The sequence below is a fragment of the Rhodococcus sp. B50 genome (assembly GCF_013602415.1).
Lineage (GTDB): Bacteria > Actinomycetota > Actinomycetes > Mycobacteriales > Mycobacteriaceae > Rhodococcus.
In genome coordinates, this window is record NZ_WPAG02000002.1 from 1,416,836 (window position 1) to 1,433,218 (window position 16,383).

16 protein-coding genes are annotated in these 16,383 nt (G+C 68.3%); 7 read left to right on the plus strand and 9 right to left on the minus strand.

Annotated elements, in window-relative coordinates; genetic code table 11:
• Positions 1-100 precede the first annotated feature (100 nt).
• Entirely contained in the window at positions 101-667 is a 567-nt protein-coding gene (locus GON09_RS06830; RefSeq protein WP_213931146.1) for a TetR/AcrR family transcriptional regulator, read from the plus strand.
• Positions 668-683: 16 nt separating this feature from the next.
• Here GON09_RS06830 and GON09_RS28305 read toward each other — a convergent pair whose 3' ends face one another.
• Both GON09_RS28305 and GON09_RS06835 read right to left on the minus strand, forming a co-directional pair.
• The gene (locus tag GON09_RS28305; RefSeq protein ID WP_244865420.1) at positions 684-935 is read right to left on the minus strand and encodes a helix-turn-helix domain-containing protein; all 252 of its coding nucleotides are present in this window, start codon (positions 933-935) and stop codon (positions 684-686) included.
• A gap of 107 nt (positions 936-1,042) precedes the next feature.
• The gene (locus GON09_RS06835) at positions 1,043-2,674 is read right to left on the minus strand and encodes an ABC-F family ATP-binding cassette domain-containing protein (RefSeq protein ID WP_213931147.1); all 1,632 of its coding nucleotides are present in this window, start codon (positions 2,672-2,674) and stop codon (positions 1,043-1,045) included.
• A 168-nt stretch (positions 2,675-2,842) separates the two neighbouring features.
• Between GON09_RS06835 and GON09_RS06840 the strand changes: the two genes are divergently transcribed.
• The gene (locus GON09_RS06840; protein ID WP_213931148.1) at positions 2,843-3,958 is read left to right on the plus strand and encodes a lycopene cyclase family protein; all 1,116 of its coding nucleotides are present in this window, start codon (positions 2,843-2,845) and stop codon (positions 3,956-3,958) included.
• A gap of 99 nt (positions 3,959-4,057) precedes the next feature.
• The gene (ku, locus tag GON09_RS06845; RefSeq protein WP_213931149.1) at positions 4,058-5,077 is read left to right on the plus strand and encodes a non-homologous end joining protein Ku; all 1,020 of its coding nucleotides are present in this window, start codon (positions 4,058-4,060) and stop codon (positions 5,075-5,077) included.
• Positions 5,078-5,124: 47 nt separating this feature from the next.
• Here the strand turns inward: ku and GON09_RS06850 are convergent, their stop codons facing one another.
• From GON09_RS06850 to GON09_RS06880, 7 genes are all read right to left on the minus strand, one after another.
• Positions 5,125-5,538 (minus strand): metal-sulfur cluster assembly factor, encoded by a 414-nt coding sequence (locus GON09_RS06850; protein ID WP_213931150.1) that lies wholly within the window; start codon positions 5,536-5,538, stop codon positions 5,125-5,127.
• Positions 5,538-6,029, minus strand: coding sequence for a Fe-S cluster assembly sulfur transfer protein SufU (gene sufU, locus GON09_RS06855; RefSeq protein WP_213931151.1), 492 nt, complete (start codon positions 6,027-6,029; stop codon positions 5,538-5,540). The genes GON09_RS06850 and sufU overlap by 1 nt, the downstream gene beginning before the upstream one ends.
• 4 nt (positions 6,030-6,033) lie before the next feature.
• Positions 6,034-7,287 (minus strand): cysteine desulfurase, encoded by a 1,254-nt coding sequence (locus GON09_RS06860; protein ID WP_213931152.1) that lies wholly within the window; start codon positions 7,285-7,287, stop codon positions 6,034-6,036.
• Positions 7,288-7,291: 4 nt separating this feature from the next.
• The gene (sufC, locus tag GON09_RS06865) at positions 7,292-8,080 is read right to left on the minus strand and encodes a Fe-S cluster assembly ATPase SufC (RefSeq protein ID WP_213931153.1); all 789 of its coding nucleotides are present in this window, start codon (positions 8,078-8,080) and stop codon (positions 7,292-7,294) included.
• Between the two features lie 52 nt (positions 8,081-8,132).
• Entirely contained in the window at positions 8,133-9,362 is a 1,230-nt protein-coding gene (gene sufD, locus GON09_RS06870) for a Fe-S cluster assembly protein SufD (protein WP_213931154.1), read from the minus strand.
• Positions 9,363-10,808, minus strand: a complete 1,446-nt coding sequence (sufB, locus tag GON09_RS06875) for a Fe-S cluster assembly protein SufB (RefSeq protein WP_213931155.1) — start codon at positions 10,806-10,808, stop codon at positions 9,363-9,365.
• Positions 10,809-10,905: 97 nt separating this feature from the next.
• On the minus strand, positions 10,906-11,730 hold the full coding sequence (locus GON09_RS06880; RefSeq protein WP_213931156.1) for a helix-turn-helix transcriptional regulator: 825 nt from the start codon (positions 11,728-11,730) through the stop codon (positions 10,906-10,908).
• Between the two features lie 73 nt (positions 11,731-11,803).
• Here GON09_RS06880 and mptB point away from each other — a divergent pair, with 73 nt between their 5' ends.
• From mptB to GON09_RS06900, 4 genes are all read left to right on the plus strand, one after another.
• Positions 11,804-13,531: a polyprenol phosphomannose-dependent alpha 1,6 mannosyltransferase MptB gene (gene mptB / locus GON09_RS06885; RefSeq protein ID WP_374195287.1), complete on the plus strand. Its 1,728-nt coding sequence runs from the start codon at positions 11,804-11,806 to the stop codon at positions 13,529-13,531.
• Positions 13,532-13,542: 11 nt separating this feature from the next.
• On the plus strand, positions 13,543-14,487 hold the full coding sequence (locus GON09_RS06890) for an ABC transporter ATP-binding protein (RefSeq protein WP_213931157.1): 945 nt from the start codon (positions 13,543-13,545) through the stop codon (positions 14,485-14,487).
• Positions 14,484-15,281: an ABC transporter permease gene (locus GON09_RS06895; protein ID WP_213931158.1), complete on the plus strand. Its 798-nt coding sequence runs from the start codon at positions 14,484-14,486 to the stop codon at positions 15,279-15,281. The genes GON09_RS06890 and GON09_RS06895 overlap by 4 nt, the downstream gene beginning before the upstream one ends.
• Positions 15,282-15,349: 68 nt before the next feature.
• Positions 15,350-16,315, plus strand: coding sequence for a COX15/CtaA family protein (locus GON09_RS06900; protein WP_213931159.1), 966 nt, complete (start codon positions 15,350-15,352; stop codon positions 16,313-16,315).
• Positions 16,316-16,383 lie beyond the last annotated feature (68 nt).

A 16,383-nucleotide genomic window follows, 5' to 3' on the forward strand; every position in this document is an offset into this window, starting at 1 on the left:
CTGCACGTGACTCGAACGGTCACATCTGTGTGAAGCGGCGGGCCCGGGACGAGACTCGTCTCGGGCCCGCCGTCTCCCTCGAGCGGAAAGGAAGTGGCGCGTGCCCAAGGTCAGTGAGGACCATCTCGCCGCGCGGCGCAGGCAGATCCTCGACGGTGCCCGTCGGTGCTTCGCCGAATACGGCTACGAAGGCGCGACCGTGCGACTGCTCGAAGAGGCCACGGGCCTGTCCCGGGGCGCGATCTTCCACCATTTCAAGGACAAGGACGGCCTGTTCCTCGCGCTCGCGCAGGAGGACGCGCGGCGCATGGCGGACGTCGCCGCCAACGAGGGTCTCGTGCAGGTCATGCGCGACATGCTGTCCACGCCCGATCAGTTCGACTGGCTCGGGACCCGACTCGAGATCACCCGCCGCCTGCGTACCGACCCCGAGTTCGCGAAGGCATGGACACAGCACTCCGCGGAATTGACCGAGGCCACCGTGGGTCGTCTCGAACGGCAGCGCGAAGCGGGCCGGCTCCGCGACGACGTGCCGACCGAAGTTCTCCTCGGCTATCTCGACCTCGTCCTCGACGGACTCGTCGCCCGCCTTGCCTCGGGGCACGCCGAACAGGATCTTGTCGCGGTGCTCGACCTCGTCGAGGAGTCGGTGCGCCGACGCGACTGACGCGCGCTGCCCCTCCTCAGGCCTTCTCGTCGCTCGCCGCCGCCCTTCGACGGTTCGGCCCGCCGCGGCCCCGCAGCCGTACCTGCGACTCCACGAGAACGTTGTGCACGAAACCGTAGGATCGACCGGTTTCCTGCGCGAGCGTCCGAATGCTCGCACCCTCCTCGTAGCGGCGCTTCAGACTTTCCTGCAAACGGTCCCGAGATTCCCCCGTAACCCGGGCTCCCTTCGCGTAGGTCGTCTCTCCACCACCGGAATTTCGCGCCATCGGATCCTCCCTGCGCCCTCGCCAAAGGTCCCTTTCCCAGGCTAGAGGACCGCCCGGTTGCGCGGACGAAGATCGGGTCAGCGGAGCCGATCGGGGTGCAGATCCCGTCAGGCGAGCTGGATGAGCTCGAGATATTCCTGGGACCAGTGATCCTCGGTTCCGTCGGGAAGCAGGATCACGCGTTCCGGATCGAGGGCCTCCGCCGCGCCCGGATCGTGGGTGACCAGCACGACGGCACCCTCGTAGCTGCGCAGCGCGTCGAGCACCTGCTCGCGCGAGACCGGATCGAGGTTGTTGGTCGGTTCGTCGAGGAGGAGCACGTTCGCCGCCGACGACACGAGCCCGGCCAGCGCCAGCCGGGTCTTCTCACCGCCGGAGAGCGTTCCCGCGGGCTGTTCGAGCTGCGGACCGGTGAACATGAACGCGCCGAGCAGTCCCCGAAGATCCTGTTCGCCGGCGTCGGGCGCGGCGTGCCGGATGTTCTCCCACACCGAGGCCGAGTCGTCGATGGTGTCGTGTTCCTGGGCGAAGTACCCGATCTTCAGACCGTGACCCGGGACGAGCTCGCCGAGATCGGGTGTTTCCACTCCGGCGAGAAGACGCAACAGTGTCGTCTTGCCGGCACCGTTGAGGCCGAGGATGACCACTCGACTGCCACGGTCGATCGCGAGGTCGACACCTGTGAAGATCTCGAGCGAACCGTAGACCTTGGTCAGTTCCTTCGCCATCAGCGGCGTCTTGCCGCATGCAGCAGGCGTCGGGAATCGGATCTTGGCGACCTTGTCGGCCACCCGCACGTCGTCGAGATCGTCGAGAAGCTTCTCGGCGCGCTTGGCCATGTTCTGTGCCGCGGTTGCCTTCGTCGCCTTGGCCCCGAGCTTCGCGGCCTGCTTCTGCAACGCCGACGCCTTCTTCTCCGCGTTCGCACGCTCGCGGCGACGACGCTGCTCGTCGGTGGCACGCGCGTCGAGATACTTCTTCCAGCCCATGTTGTAGACGTCGGCCTCACCGCGCACCGCGTCGAGGAACCACACCTTGTTGACGACATCGGCGAGCAGGTCGACGTCGTGGCTGATCACGATCAGGCCACCGTCGTGGTTCTGCAGGAACCCGCGGAGCCACGTGATGGAGTCGGCGTCGAGGTGGTTGGTCGGTTCGTCGAGCAGCAAGGTGGTGTCGGACTTGCCGCCCGAACCGTCGGAGGCGGCGAACAGGATGCGCGCGAGCTCCACGCGTCGGCGCTGACCACCGGAGAGGGTGTGCAGGGGCTGAGCGAGCACACGGTCCGGCAGACCGAGGCTGTGGCAGATACTGGCGGCCTCCGATTCGGCGACATACCCGCCGAGCATCGCGAAACGCTCTTCGAGAGTGCCGTACTTGCGCACGGCGCGGTCGCGGATCTTCTCGTCCACTGATTCCGCCATGAGCGCCTGCTGCTTCTCCATGCTGCGCAGGATCTCGTCGAGTCCTCGCGCCGACAGCACCCGGTCCTTCGCGAGGACGTCGAGATTGCCCTCCTTGGGATCCTGCGGAAGGTAGCCGATGTCTCCGGAGCGGATCACGGTGCCGGCGTAGGGTTCGCCCTCACCCGCGAGGATCCGCAGGGTCGTGGTCTTGCCGGCACCGTTGCGTCCCACGAGGCCGATCCGGTCCCCGGCCTGCACCCGCAGCCCCGAGCCGGGGGCGGTGAGCAGCGTCCGCACGCCGGCGCGGACTTCGAGGTCGGTAGCGGTGATCACGCACGGGCTCCTAGACAGAAAGACGACGGGATGGGTGTCATGGTGACAAATGCCGGGCACACGAACCACTCATTTTACCGTGGAACGGCGCCGTTCCCACGGTGAGATGCGCTACCCCTCGATGCGCACCACCCGGCTCCCCCCGCCGGGCGACCTAGGCTGGCGCCCGTGAGCCACCTTCCCCCCACCGACCTCGTCGTGGCCGGACTCGGGCCCGCCGGCCGGGCGCTGGCGTTCCGTGCGGCCGCGGCCGGGCTGTCCGTGACGGCCGTCGATGTACGCCCGCAGCGCCGGTGGACCGCGACCTACGCCGCATGGGCCGACGAGTTGCCGGCCTGGCTCCCCCACGAGGTGGTGGCGTCGCACATAGGCAGGCCCGCTGCGTGGACGACCCGACCCCGCCTCGTCGATCGCGCCTACCGGGTGCTGGACACGGCGCGGCTGCAGGACGTCCTCGACCTCGGCGCGGTCACGGTGGTCACGGGTCGCGTGCGCGACGTCGACGCGGAGGGCGTCGTCCTCGAGGACGGGCGCCGAGTACGTGCGCGCACTGTCGTCGACGCCCGCGGGGTTCCCGCCGATCCGCAGCGCGCCCAGCAGACGGCGTTCGGCGTGATCGTGGACGACGCGACCGCCGCGCCGGTCCTCGACGGGCACGACGCCTGGTTCATGGACTGGCGTCGCGACAACGGGACCGCCCCCGACGATGTCCCGTCCTTCCTGTACGCGGTGCCGGTCGGTGACGGCCGCACGATCCTCGAGGAGACCTGTCTCGTCGGGCGCCCGGCACTCGGCCTCGGCGAACTCGAACGGCGCCTCCGTGTCCGGCTCGCGGCACGAGGGGTTCGCACGACCGGCGACGAGCGGGTCGAACGGGTGCGATTCGCGGTGGAGGGCTCACCGACGTCGCCCGGGGTGATCGGTTTCGGTGCCCGCGGTGGTCTCATGCATCCGGCCACGGGATACGCGGTGGCCACGGCGCTGTCGACTGCGGACGCGGCGGTCGACGCGATGCGCCGCGGCGACGACCCGCGACGGGTCCTGTGGCCGGTCCGCGCCCGTTCGGTGGCGGCGATGCGGCAGATGGGACTGCGGGTCCTGCTGCGGCTCGACGCGCACGGAGCGACCGAGTTCTTCGACGCGTTCTTCGCTCTGCCGGTCGCGCAGCAACGCGCGTATCTATCGGGTCGCGACGACGCGTCAGGCGTGGCGGCCACGATGTGGAGCCTGTTCCGGGCGCTGCCCCCGTCCCAGCGCGTCACGATCCTGCGTTCGCTCCGCTGATCTCCCGACTACAGCGGTGTGGCGAAGGTCTCGACCACCCGCCCCGTTGAGTTTCGCAGCTTTCCAGCGTGCTCCCGCGGTGTCGATCATGATGGACACATGCGGTCGATCTGGAAAGGCTCACTCGCGTTCGGCCTCGTCAACGTGCCGGTGAAGGTGTACTCGGCCACCGAGTCGCACGACATCACCTTCCACCAGGTGCACGCGAAGGACGGCGGGCGGATCAAGTACCAGCGCGTGTGCACCGAGTGCGGTGAGGTCGTCCCCTACCAGGAGATCGACAAGGCCTACGACTCCGAGGACGGCGAGCGGGTCGTGCTCACCGACGAGGACTTCGAGAAGCTTCCTGCGGCCGAGAAGCACGAGATCCCGGTCCTGCAGTTCGTGCCCACAGAGCAGATCGATCCGATCCTGTTCGAGAAGTCCTATTATCTCGAGCCCGATTCGTCGTCGCCGAAGGCCTACGGCCTGCTCGCCGCGACCCTCGAGCAGAGCGACCGGACTGCGCTGGTGCACTTCACACTTCGCCAGCGCACGCGACTGGCGGCGCTGCGCACCCGCGACGGGCTGCTCATCCTGCAGACCCTGTTGTGGCCCGACGAGGTGCGCGCGGCCGAGTTCGAATCGCTCGACGACATCGAGAAGCCGAAGCAACGCGAACTCGCGATGGCCGAGACCCTCGTCGAATCCATGTCCGACGATTTCGACCCCACCGAGTTCACCGACGAGTACCAGGTGGAGCTGCGCACGCTGATCGACGAGGCCCTTGCGCGCGGAGGCGAGAAGGTATTCCAGGTCGCCGAACCCGACACCGGCGAGGAGGACGCCGAGGTGCTCGACCTCGTCGCGGCCCTGCAGCGCAGCGTCGACGCGGCGGGCAAGAAGGTCCCGTCCGGTTCGTCCTCGGGTGGGAAGAAGTCCTCGAACGAGGACGAGGACGAGGACGCGAAGAAGAAGGCCCCGGCGAAGAAGACCGCGTCGAAGAGCTCGGCAACCAAGAAGAGTCCCGCAAAGAAGAGCACGGCGAAGAAGACCGCGTCGAAGAGCTCGGCAACCAAGAAGAGTCCCGCGAAGAAGACCGCCGCCAAGAAGACCTCCGGCGAACGCAAAGGCGCCTGATCTCCGACCAGAAGTCGGAGATCAGGCGCCGAGGCCGAAGATAGGGCTCAGACGGTGAATCCGAGTGCGCGCAGCTGCTCGCGTCCGTCGTCGGTGATCTTGTCGGGACCCCACGGCGGCATCCACACCCAGTTGATGCGCAGTTCGTCGCACAGGCCGCTGCGCACGAGCGCGCCCTGGGCCTGGTCCTCGATGACGTCGGTGAGCGGGCATGCAGCGGAGGTGAGCGTCATGTCGACGGTCACCGTCTCGTCCGATTCGGAGATGCCGTAGACGAGGCCGAGATCGACGACGTTGATGCCGAGTTCGGGGTCGACGACGTCGCGGAGCGCCTCCTCGAGTTCGTCGAGGCGGCCGGGGTCCAGCGGCGGGGCCGTGGCCGCGACCAGCGTGGCAGTCTCGTCCGACCCGTCGACGACTGCCTCGTCGGTGTTGCCGGTGCCCGGTGCGGGTTCGGTCATCAGTTCTGTCCTCCGCTCGAAACGGTGTGGGTGGCGTCCGCCTCGCCGGCGGACGCACTGTCGACGGTCTGTGCGACCGCATCCTTGAAAGCCATCCAGCCCAGCAGCGCACATTTCACGCGCGCCGGGTACTTCGCCACGCCGGCGAACGCGATGCCGTCGCCGATCAACTCCTCGTCGCCGTCGACGGTGCCGCGACTGCTCACCATCTCGACGAACCCGTCGACCATCTTCAGTGCGTCGCCCAGCGGAACCCCGATCACCTGGTCGGTGAGCACGGACGTCGACGCCTGGCTGATCGAGCAGCCCTGCCCGTCGTAGGAGACGTCGGCGACGGTGTCGCCGTCGAGATGCACACGCAGCGTCACCTCGTCGCCGCAGGTGGGGTTGACGTGGTGCACTTCGGCGCCGAACGGTTCGCGCAGCCCGCGATGATGCGGGTGCTTGTAGTGGTCCAGGATCACTTCCTGGTACATCTGCTCCATCCGCATCGGATCACGCCTCCCCGAAGAACTTCTGGGCGCGCCGGATCGCCGCGCCGAGTGCCTGCACCTCGTCCGGCGTGTTGTACACGGCGAACGATGCGCGGGCGGTCGCGGCCACCCCGAAGCGACGGTGCAGCGGCCAGGCGCAGTGGTGTCCGACCCGGATCTCCACACCCTCGTCGTCGAGGATCTGACCGAGATCGTGGGCGTGGATGCCGTCCACGACGAACGACACGGCCCCGCCGCGCTGTTCGGCGGTGGTGGGTCCGATGATGCGCACCCCGTCGATGCCGGCCAGTTCGGCGAGCGCTGCGGCGGTGAGTTCGTGTTCGTGCGCGGCCACCGCGTCCATCCCGATGTCCTGCAGATACCGCACGGCCGCACCGAGACCGACGGCCTGCGAGGTCATCGGCGAACCGGCCTCGAAGCGCTGCGGCGGGGCGGCGAAGGTCGTCGCCTCCATCGTGACCGTCTCGATCATCGAGCCACCGGTGATGAACGGCGGCACGTCGGCGAGCAGGTCGCGACGACCGTAGAGGACACCGACGCCGGACGGCCCGAACATCTTGTGTCCGGAGAACGCCGCGAAGTCCACACCGAGGGAACGGAAGTCGACCGCCATGTGCGGCACCGACTGGCAGGCGTCGAGCACGACGATCGCGCCGACCTCCTTCGCGCGCCGCACGATCTCCTCGACGGGGGCGACCGCGCCGGTCACGTTCGACTGGTGCGTGAACGCCACGACCTTGACGGCCTCGGTCAGCGTCAGCGAGTCGAGGTCGATGCGGCCGTCGTCGGTGACGCCGTACCAACGCAGTGTGGCACCCGTGCGCCGCGCGAGCTCCTGCCACGGAACGAGATTCGCGTGGTGCTCGAGTTCGGTGACGACGATCTCGTCACCGGGTCCGAGCCGGTGCGGGAACCGGTCGTCGGCGAAGGCGTACGAGACGAGGTTGAGCGACTCGGTGGCGTTCTTGGTGAACACCACCTCGTCGACGTCGACCCCGACGAAGGCCGCGATGACGGCGCGGGCGTCCTCGTACGAGTCGGTCGCCTCCTCCGACAACGCATGCGCACCGCGGTGCACGGCCGCGTTCCGCGTCGCGAGGAACTCGCGCTCGGCGTCCAGCACCTGTACCGGGCGCTGGGAGGTTGCTCCCGAGTCGAGGTAGACCAGGGGTTTGCCGTCGCGCACCGTGCGCGCGAGGATCGGGAAATCGGCCCTGATCCGGGCGATGTCCAAGGTCCGCACCGGCACCGTCATCCGATCACGCTCCTTGCGTTGCTGCCTGGGTGAAACGAACGTAGCCGTTGGTCTCGAGCTCGTCGGCGAGCTCGGGACCACCGGACTCGACGACGCGGCCACCCACGAAGACATGTACGAACTGCGGCTTGATGTAGCGCAGGATGCGGGTGTAGTGGGTGATGAGCAGGACGCCGCCGTGCTCGTTCTCCTGGTAGCGGTTCACGCCCTCCGAGACGACGCGCAGTGCGTCCACGTCGAGGCCCGAGTCGGTCTCGTCGAGGATGGCGATCTTCGGCTTCAGCAGGCCGAGCTGCAGGATCTCGTGGCGCTTCTTCTCGCCACCGGAGAAGCCCTCGTTGACGCTGCGCTCGCCGAAGGCCGGATCGATGTCCAGCTCGGACATCGCCTGCTTGACCTCCTTGACCCAGTGACGCAGCTTGGGGGCCTCGCCGCGCACGGCGGTCGCGGCGGTGCGGAGGAAGTTCGACATCGACACGCCGGGCACCTCGACCGGGTACTGCATGGCGAGGAACAGGCCGGCGCGGGCACGCTCGTCGACGCTCATCTCGAGCACGTCCTCACCGTTGAGGGTGATGCTGCCCGAGGTGATCTCGTACTTGGGGTGGCCGGCGATCGCGTACGACAGGGTGGACTTGCCGGAGCCGTTGGGACCCATGATGGCGTGCGTCTCACCCGAGCGGACCGTGAGGTCGACGCCCTTGAGGATGTCGATGGGTTCGGCGTTCTCGTCGGTCTGTGCGACGCGGACGTGCAGGTCCTTGATCTCGAGGACGTTCGAAGGTGTGGACATCGAAATGCGTTTCCTTAGTGGAGAAGTATCGGGAGTACAGGGAGGCGGCCGGTCAGGCCCCGACGGCGGCGAGTTCCGCTTCGATGGCGGCCTCGAGCCGTTCGCGGACCTCGGTCACCGTGATGCGCTCGAGCAGTTCGTGGAAGAAGCCGCGGACGACGAGGCGACGCGCTTCCTCCTCGGGAATGCCGCGAGCACGCAGGTAGAACAGCTGCTCGTCGTCGAAGCGGCCGGTCGCCGACGCGTGACCGGCACCGACGATCTCGCCGGTCTCGATCTCGAGGTTCGGTACCGAGTCGGCGCGCGCCCCGTCGGTGAGCACCAGGTTGCGGTTGAGCTCGAAGGTGTCGGTGCCCTCGGCCTCGGCGCGGATGAGCACGTCGCCGATCCACACGGTGTGCGCGTCGGGCTTGCCGGAGGCCGGATCGCCCTGCAGCGCACCCTTGTACACCACGTTCGACTTGCAGTTCGGCTGCGAGTGATCGACGAGCAGGCGCTGTTCGAAGTGCTGGCCGGCGTCGGCGAAGTACAGGCCGAGCAGTTCGGCGTCGCCGCCGGGGCCGTCGTACTTGGTGGTCGCCGATACACGCACGAGATCGCCGCCGAGCGCCACCGTGAAGTGGCGCAGCACGGCATCGCGGCCGAGACGGACGTGGTGCGCGGCGACGTGCACGGCGTCGTCGGCCCAGTCCTGGACCGCGACGACCTTCAGCTGCGCACTGTCGCCGAGCACGAACTCGATGTTCTCGGCGTAGGTGCCGCTACCGCGCTGGTCGATGACGAGCGTGAGGTTGGCGAACGCCTCGAGCCGGATCTGCACGTGGCCGTAGGCGACGTCGCCCTCACCCGGTCCCGTGATCGTCACGGTGACGGGGTCGGCGACCTCGACCTCGCGGCCGACGGTGAGGACGGTCGCGCTCCCGAACGACGAGTAGGCCTGCGCCGCGATCCGGTCGAACGGCACACCGGCCTGTCCGAGCCGCGCGTCGTCGCGCCCGACGGTCTCGACCTGCACGCCGTCGACCGGAGTGACCTCGATGGTCGCGGTGCCGGTCGCGGTGGCGGTGCCGTCGTGCAGACCGCGCAGGCGGCGCAGCGGGGTGAACCGCCACGCCTCGTCGCGTCCCGAGGGGATCTCGAAGGCGTTCACGTCGAACGACGTGAAGACCTCACCCTTGTTGACGGCCGGCTTGCCGGCGGTGTTGACGGCCGGGGCACGGTTCTCGGCACGCACGGCTTCCTGCACTCCGGTAGCCGGAGTGTTCTTCGCTTCCGCAGTCATTTAGCCGACTGCCCCTTCCATCTGCAGTTCGATCAGGCGGTTGAGTTCGAGGGCGTACTCCATCGGCAGTTCCTTGGCGATGGGCTCGACGAATCCACGCACCACCATCGCCATGGCCTCGTCCTCGTCGAGTCCGCGGCTCATGAGGTAGAACAGCTGGTCGTCGCTGACCTTCGAGACAGTCGCCTCGTGACCCATCGTGACGTCGTCCTCGCGGATGTCGACGTACGGGTAGGTGTCGGAACGGCTGATCTGGTCGACGAGCAGCGCGTCGCACTTGACCGTCGACTTCGAGCCGTGGGCTCCCTTGTTGACCTGCACGAGACCGCGGTAGGAGGCACGTCCACCGCCGCGCGCCACCGACTTCGACACGATGGTCGAGGAGGTGTGCGGAGCCAGGTGCAACATTTTCGCGCCGGTGTCCTGGTGCTGGCCCTCGCCGGCGAAGGCCACGGAGAGCACCTCACCGCGAGCGTGCTCGCCCATCATCCACACGGCCGGGTACTTCATCGTCACCTTGGAACCGATGTTGCCGTCGATCCATTCCATCGAGCCGCCGGCCTCGACCTTGGTGCGCTTGGTCACCAGGTTGTAGACGTTGTTCGACCAGTTCTGGATCGTCGTGTAGCGGCAGTGACCGCCCTTCTTGACGATGATCTCGACGACCGCGGAGTGCAGCGAGTCGGACTTGTAGATCGGCGCGGTGCAGCCCTCGACGTAGTGCACCGAGGCGCCCTCGTCGACGATGATCAGGGTCCGCTCGAACTGGCCCATGTTCTCGGTGTTGATGCGGAAATAGGCCTGCAGCGGAATGTCGACGTGCACACCCGGCGGGACGTAGATGAACGAGCCACCCGACCACACCGCGGTATTCAGGGCGGAGAACTTGTTGTCGCCGGCCGGGATGACCGTGCCGAAGTACTCCTTGAACAGCTCGGGGTGCTCACGCAGACCGGAGTCGGTGTCGAGGAAGATCACGCCCTGGCTCTCGAGGTCCTCGCGGATCTGGTGGTAGACCACCTCGGACTCGTACTGGGCGGCGACACCGGCGATCAGGCGCTGCTTCTCCGCTTCCGGAATGCCCAGCCTGTCGTAGGTGTTCTTGATGTCCTCGGGGAGCTCGTCCCAGCTCGCGGCCTGCTTCTCCGTCGAGCGCACGAAGTACTTGATGTTGTCGAAGTCGATCCCGTCGAGGTTCGAACCCCACACCGGCATCGGCTTCTTGTCGAAGGTGCGCAGCGCCTTGAGGCGGATGTCGAGCATCCACTCGGGTTCGTTCTTCTTGGACGAGATGTCCCGCACGACGTCTTCGGACAGGCCGCGCTGCGCCGTGGCGCCGGCGGTGTCGGGGTCCGCCCAGCCGTATTCGTAGTGTCCGAGAGAATCGATCGTCTCTTCCTGCGTCAGCGGCGCGGTGCCGGACGTCTGATCCGATGCGACGGTCATGCGAGCTCCTTCCGGAGTCTGGTGGGGTCGGCGGGGGCTGTACGCCGACGGTCAACAAGTGGATGTTTCGAGGCCGAACAACGGCGGGCGGGGCGGCTCACCGTGACGGCGGCTCCCGCTGAGGTTTGTCCTGACGGGGCAGGACCGGCACGTGTGTGGTGCAGAACGCGTCGCCGTTCGCGATCGTGGCGAGCCGCTGGACGTGCGTGCCGAGGATCTTCACGAATGCGTCCTGCTCCGCTTCGCACAGCTCCGGGAACTGTTCGGCGACGTGCGAGACGGGGCAATGATGCTGACAGATCTGGACACCCGCGCCGACCTTGCGCGTGGACGCGGCAAATCCGGACGAGGTGAATGCATCGGCGATCTCTTCCGCGAGTTCTTCGACGTCCGGTTCCTCGTCGGGATCGGCGGCGGCGATGTTGCCGAGGATGGAATCGACGCGCCGACGAGCGAAATCCTCGATGGCGGCCTCGCCACCGAGTTCGCGGAGGTGACGCATCGCGGCGGTGGCGAGATCGTCGTAGGAATGCCCGAGGCGAGCGCGCCCGACGGCCGTGAGCTGGAAGCGGCGGGCGGGTCGGCCGCGACCGCGGCCCTGCCTCCGAGGAGGTGCCGCGGCCTGCGCCTCGCCGGACTCGATGAGCGCGTCGAGATGGCGTCGCACACCGGCGGCGCTCAGCCCGAGGCGGTCGCCGATCTCCGGCGCGGTGATCGGGCCTTCTTCGAGCAACAGCTGCACGACCGCGGCGCGCGTCTGTCCCTCCGGGACCTCGCGACCCGTCGAGGCGGGATTCCTGCGTGCGTCCTCGACGTGCGACGCCGCCGCGGCAGGTACGTGACCTGCGCGTTCTGCGGTGTCGGTGGTGTCGGACGGGTATTTCACAACACCAGTGTGACGGAATTCGGAAGTACGGTCCACCAAGGGTGCCCTTTGTTACACCTCATCACGGAGCCCACAGAGACCGCATTCTCCCTCCCGTTACGCTTCTGACGTGCCGTCGACTCCTTCCCTGTCCGCCCCGCGCACGACGCCTCCGTCGTCGGGGCGATCCGGAGTCCGCCACCGTCTGCGCACGTGGGTCCGACGCGCCCTGGGCCTCGACGCTCCCGGCCCCCGGGCCGATGTCTCCGTTGTGTTGCACGGCGACGAGGCCGAAGGTCGCGGACTCGACGCGGCGGAGAACACATATCTGCACCGGATCCGGCTGCTCGGCGCCACCGGTGCCGTCCTCATGGCGGTCGGGGCGCTCGGCGCCGGGGCGCAACCGGTCCTGCAGAACCCCGTGCAGGGCGTACGCGCTCTCGGGTTGGCAGCGCGCATGCCGAGCGCCGCCCTCACCACAACCATGATCGGCACGGCGCTGGTGATCCTCGCCTGGCTGCTGCTCGGACGATTCGCTATCGGCCGGAGCGCGCCGGACGGTCCCGTGCGCCGGCTGTCCCGGTCGCAACTCGACCGCACCCTGCTGCTGTGGATCCTTCCGCTCGTCGTTGCGCCGCCGATGTTCAGCAAGGACGTGTACTCGTATCTCGCGCAGAGCGAGATCGCGGCACGCGGGCTCGATCCCTACGCGATCGGGCCGGCGGGAGCGCTGGGCGTGGACCACGTCCTGACCCGGACGGTGCCGAACATCTGGCGCGACACCTCGGCCCCCTACGGTCCGGCCTTCCTGTGGCTGGGTGAGAAGATCACCTACGTCACAGGCGAGAACATCGTGGCCGGCATCTTCGTCCACCGGTTGCTCGCGCTCGTCGGTGTGGCCCTGATCGTGTGGGCGCTGCCGCGGCTGGCCCGTCGGTGCGGCGTGGCGTCGGTGAGCGCGTTGTGGCTGGGCGCGGCCAACCCGCTGTTGCTGTTCCACCTGGTCGCGGGCATCCACAACGAAGCCCTGATGCTCGGTCTCATGCTCGCCGGTGTGGAGCTCGCCCTGCGGGCGGTCCACCCGGCCGACGAGTCCGCGTCGCATCTGCGTCTCGCGGGATGGCTCGCTGCCGGCACGGCGCTGATCGCCCTGTCGTCGATGATCAAGGTGCCCTCGCTGCTCGCGCTCGGATTCGTGGGCATGGCCCTGGCCCGCAAGTGGGGTGCCACGCTCCGCGCCGTGATCGTCGCCGCCGCGATCCTCGGCGTCGGGACCGGCGTCGTCATCGCGGCCGTCAGCTGGGGCAGCGGCCTGGGATTCGGCTGGACGAAGACTTTGGGGACCGCCACGGAGGTCCGCAGCTGGATGTCGATTCCGACCCTCCTCGGTATGGGCACGGGTCTCGGGGGTGTGCTGCTCGGCCTCGGCGACCACACCACGGCCGTGCTGTCCATCACGCGTCCCATCGCCGCGCTGGTGGCCGCCTTCATCACCGTGCGCATGCTGCTCGCGGTGCTCACCGGCCGGATCCATCCCGTGGGTGCGCTGGGCGTGTCGCTGGGCGCGATCGTGCTGCTCTTCCCAGTCGTGCAGCCCTGGTACCTGCTGTGGGCAGTGATCCCGCTCGCGGCCTGGGCGACCCGGCCGGTGTTCCGGATCCCCACCATCGCGTTCTCCTCGGTGGTCGGCATGATCCTCATGCCCAACGGCAGCGAGTACCAACCGTTCATCATCGTCCAGGCCTCGATAGCGACCATCGTCGTGGTCGGTCTGATCATCGTCGCGACACGCTCCCGGTTGCCGTGGCGCCTGCAGGAGCGCACACCACCGCGTCCGGCGGAAACAACGGACGCCTAGGCTGGAACCCTGTGATCCCGAGTTCTCCCGCCGGTGCGGTACCGGCCGTGCGCCTGGACGGCGTCGTCAAGACCTACGGGGGCGTCACCGCCGTGAACGGTCTCGACCTGACCGTCGAACGCGCCCAGGTGCTCGCCCTTCTCGGTCCGAACGGCGCCGGTAAGACCACCACCGTGGAAATGTGTGAGGGGTTCGTCACCCCTGACGCCGGTACCGTCCGCGTCCTGGGGCTCGACCCCGTCGCCGATTCCGACGCCCTCCGCCCCCGGATCGGGGTGATGCTGCAGGGCGGAGGTGCCTATCCGGGTTCACGGGCCGGCGAGATGCTCGATCTGGTCGCGGCGTACTCGGCCGACCCCCTCGATCCGGACTGGCTGCTCCAGCGGCTCGGACTCACGGACGCCCGCCGCACCCCGTACCGCCGGTTGTCGGGCGGGCAACAGCAGCGTCTCGCGCTCGCGTGCGCTCTGGTCGGGCGCCCCGAACTCGTGTTTCTCGACGAACCGACGGCCGGCCTCGACGCTCAGGCGCGGCTGCTCGTCTGGGAACTGATCGACGCATTGCGCCGCGACGGTGTGAGTGTGCTGCTCACCACCCATCTCATGGACGAGGCCGAAGAACTCGCCGACGAGATCGTCATCATCGATCACGGACGGGTGGTCGCCGCGGGCACGCCCGACGAGGTCACCCGCGACGGCGCCGAGGGTCAGCTGTGGCTGACCGCGCCTCCCGGCCTCGACCTGAGCGCACTGCAATCGAGCCTCGCCGGCACCCACCGGGTCCGCGAGGACAATCCAGGTCGGTATCTCGTCGAGGGCACGATCGAACCGTCGGTCGTGGCGGCGGCAGCGACCTGGTGCGCGAGCCTGGGAGCACTGGCAACCGAGATCCGGGTGGATCAGCGCAGCCTCGAGGACGTCTTCCTCGAGTTGACCGGACGGGAGTTGAGAGGGTGAGCGTGACCCACGATCGTCTGGCGAACAACCGGTTCGCGGAGGGGACCTTCACCCCGCGACCGCAGCCCAACGCGCCGGCGAAAATGCTCGCGGCGCAGACAGTCATGGAACTCAAGTTGTTGCTGCGCAACGGCGAGCAGCTCCTGCTGACCATGTTCATCCCCATCACGCTGCTGATCGGACTGTCCCTGCTGCCGATCGGCGATCTCGGCGACTCGCGGGTCGATCGCGTGTTGCCTGCGGTGATGATGGTGGCGGTGATGTCGACGGCGTTCACCGGTCAGGCGATCGCCGTGGGCTTCGACCGGCGCTACGGCGCCCTCAAGCGGATCGGCGCGACAGCGCTTCCCAAGTGGGGAATCATCGCCGGGAAGAGCGCGGCGGTGGGGCTCGTCGTCGTCCTGCAGTCCGTGCTGCTCGGAGCGATCGGACTTGCGCTGGGCTGGCGCCCCTCCCCCGTCGACCTGCTCATCGGAGCGGTCGTCATCGCCCTCGGCACGGTGATGTTCGCGACACTGGGTCTGCTCCTCGGTGGAACGCTGCGCGCCGAGATCGTGCTCGCCCTCGCGAACATCGTGTGGTTCGTGCTGCTCGGGATCGGCAGCGTCGTGGTGCTCGGCGACGTGATCCCGGAAGCGGTGGCCCACCTGCTGCGGATCGTCCCGTCCGGGGCGCTGACCCTCGCGCTCGAGAGCGCCACGACAGGTGTGTTCGACTGGCTGTCGATCGTCGCACTCGTGGTGTGGGCGGTGATCGGCGGCACCGCCGCGGCCCGATGGTTCCGGTTCACCTGAGCCGTGGACTACCCGCTCCGGCGCGACCCAACTACAGCGTGTAGTGGTTCACGCCGTACCATCGAATCGTGTTGTATCGCGGCTACCTGAGCCTTGTGGACCGTCTCCCCCTGCCTTCGTTGCGGACGCAGAAGATCATCGCGTTCCTCACGATTCTCACCCAGGGTGGCATCGCCGTGACCGGCTCGGTCGTCCGCGTCACCGCCTCCGGACTGGGCTGCCCCACCTGGCCGCAGTGCTTCCCCGGCTCGATGGTCCCGGTGGGTGTGTCGAGCGGAGTGGACACGCTGCACCAGGTCGTCGAGTTCGGCAACCGGCTGCTTACCTTCGTGGTCGTGGCCGTGGCCGCAGCGATCGTGCTGGCCGTCACCCGGGCCCGTCGCCGCAAGGAGGTCATCGCCTGGGCATGGGTGATGCCCGCGGGCACCGTGCTGCAGGCGATCATCGGCGGGATCACCGTGCTGGCCGGGCTCGCATGGTGGACGGTCGCGATCCACCTGCTCGTGTCGATGCTCATGGTGTGGCTGGCAACGGTGCTCTACGCGAAGGTGAGCGAACCCGACGACGGCACGGTGGTGCAGGTGCTGCCCCAGCCGCTGCGATGGCTCACCGCACTGTCGGGCGTCGCCCTCGGCGTGGTCCTCACTCTCGGCACGATGGTCACCGGCGCCGGCCCGCACGCCGGCGACAAGAGCATCGACGATCCTGTCCCGCGTCTCGCACTCGACATCACGAATCTCGTCCATCTGCACGCGGAAGCGCTCGTCGGCTATCTCGCGCTGCTGATCGGTCTGACCTTCGCCGTCTACGCGGTCCACGCCCCGCGTGCCGTCACGCTCCGCCTGAAGGTCGTGCTCGCCCTGGTGGTCGCGCAGGCCGGCATCGGCCTCGTCCAATTCTGGACGGACGTGCCCGCCGTGCTGGTCGTCTTCCACGTCGCCGGGGCCGGACTGTGCACGGCGGCCACCGCCGCGGTCTGGGCCGCCGGACGAACACGCACGACCACACCGGACCGCGAGCCCGTTCCGGTCTGATCGATAGTGGACGCGGCCCCCTTCCCGGATCCGGGAAGGGGGCCGACGATCGTCGTACGGGTCGGGCC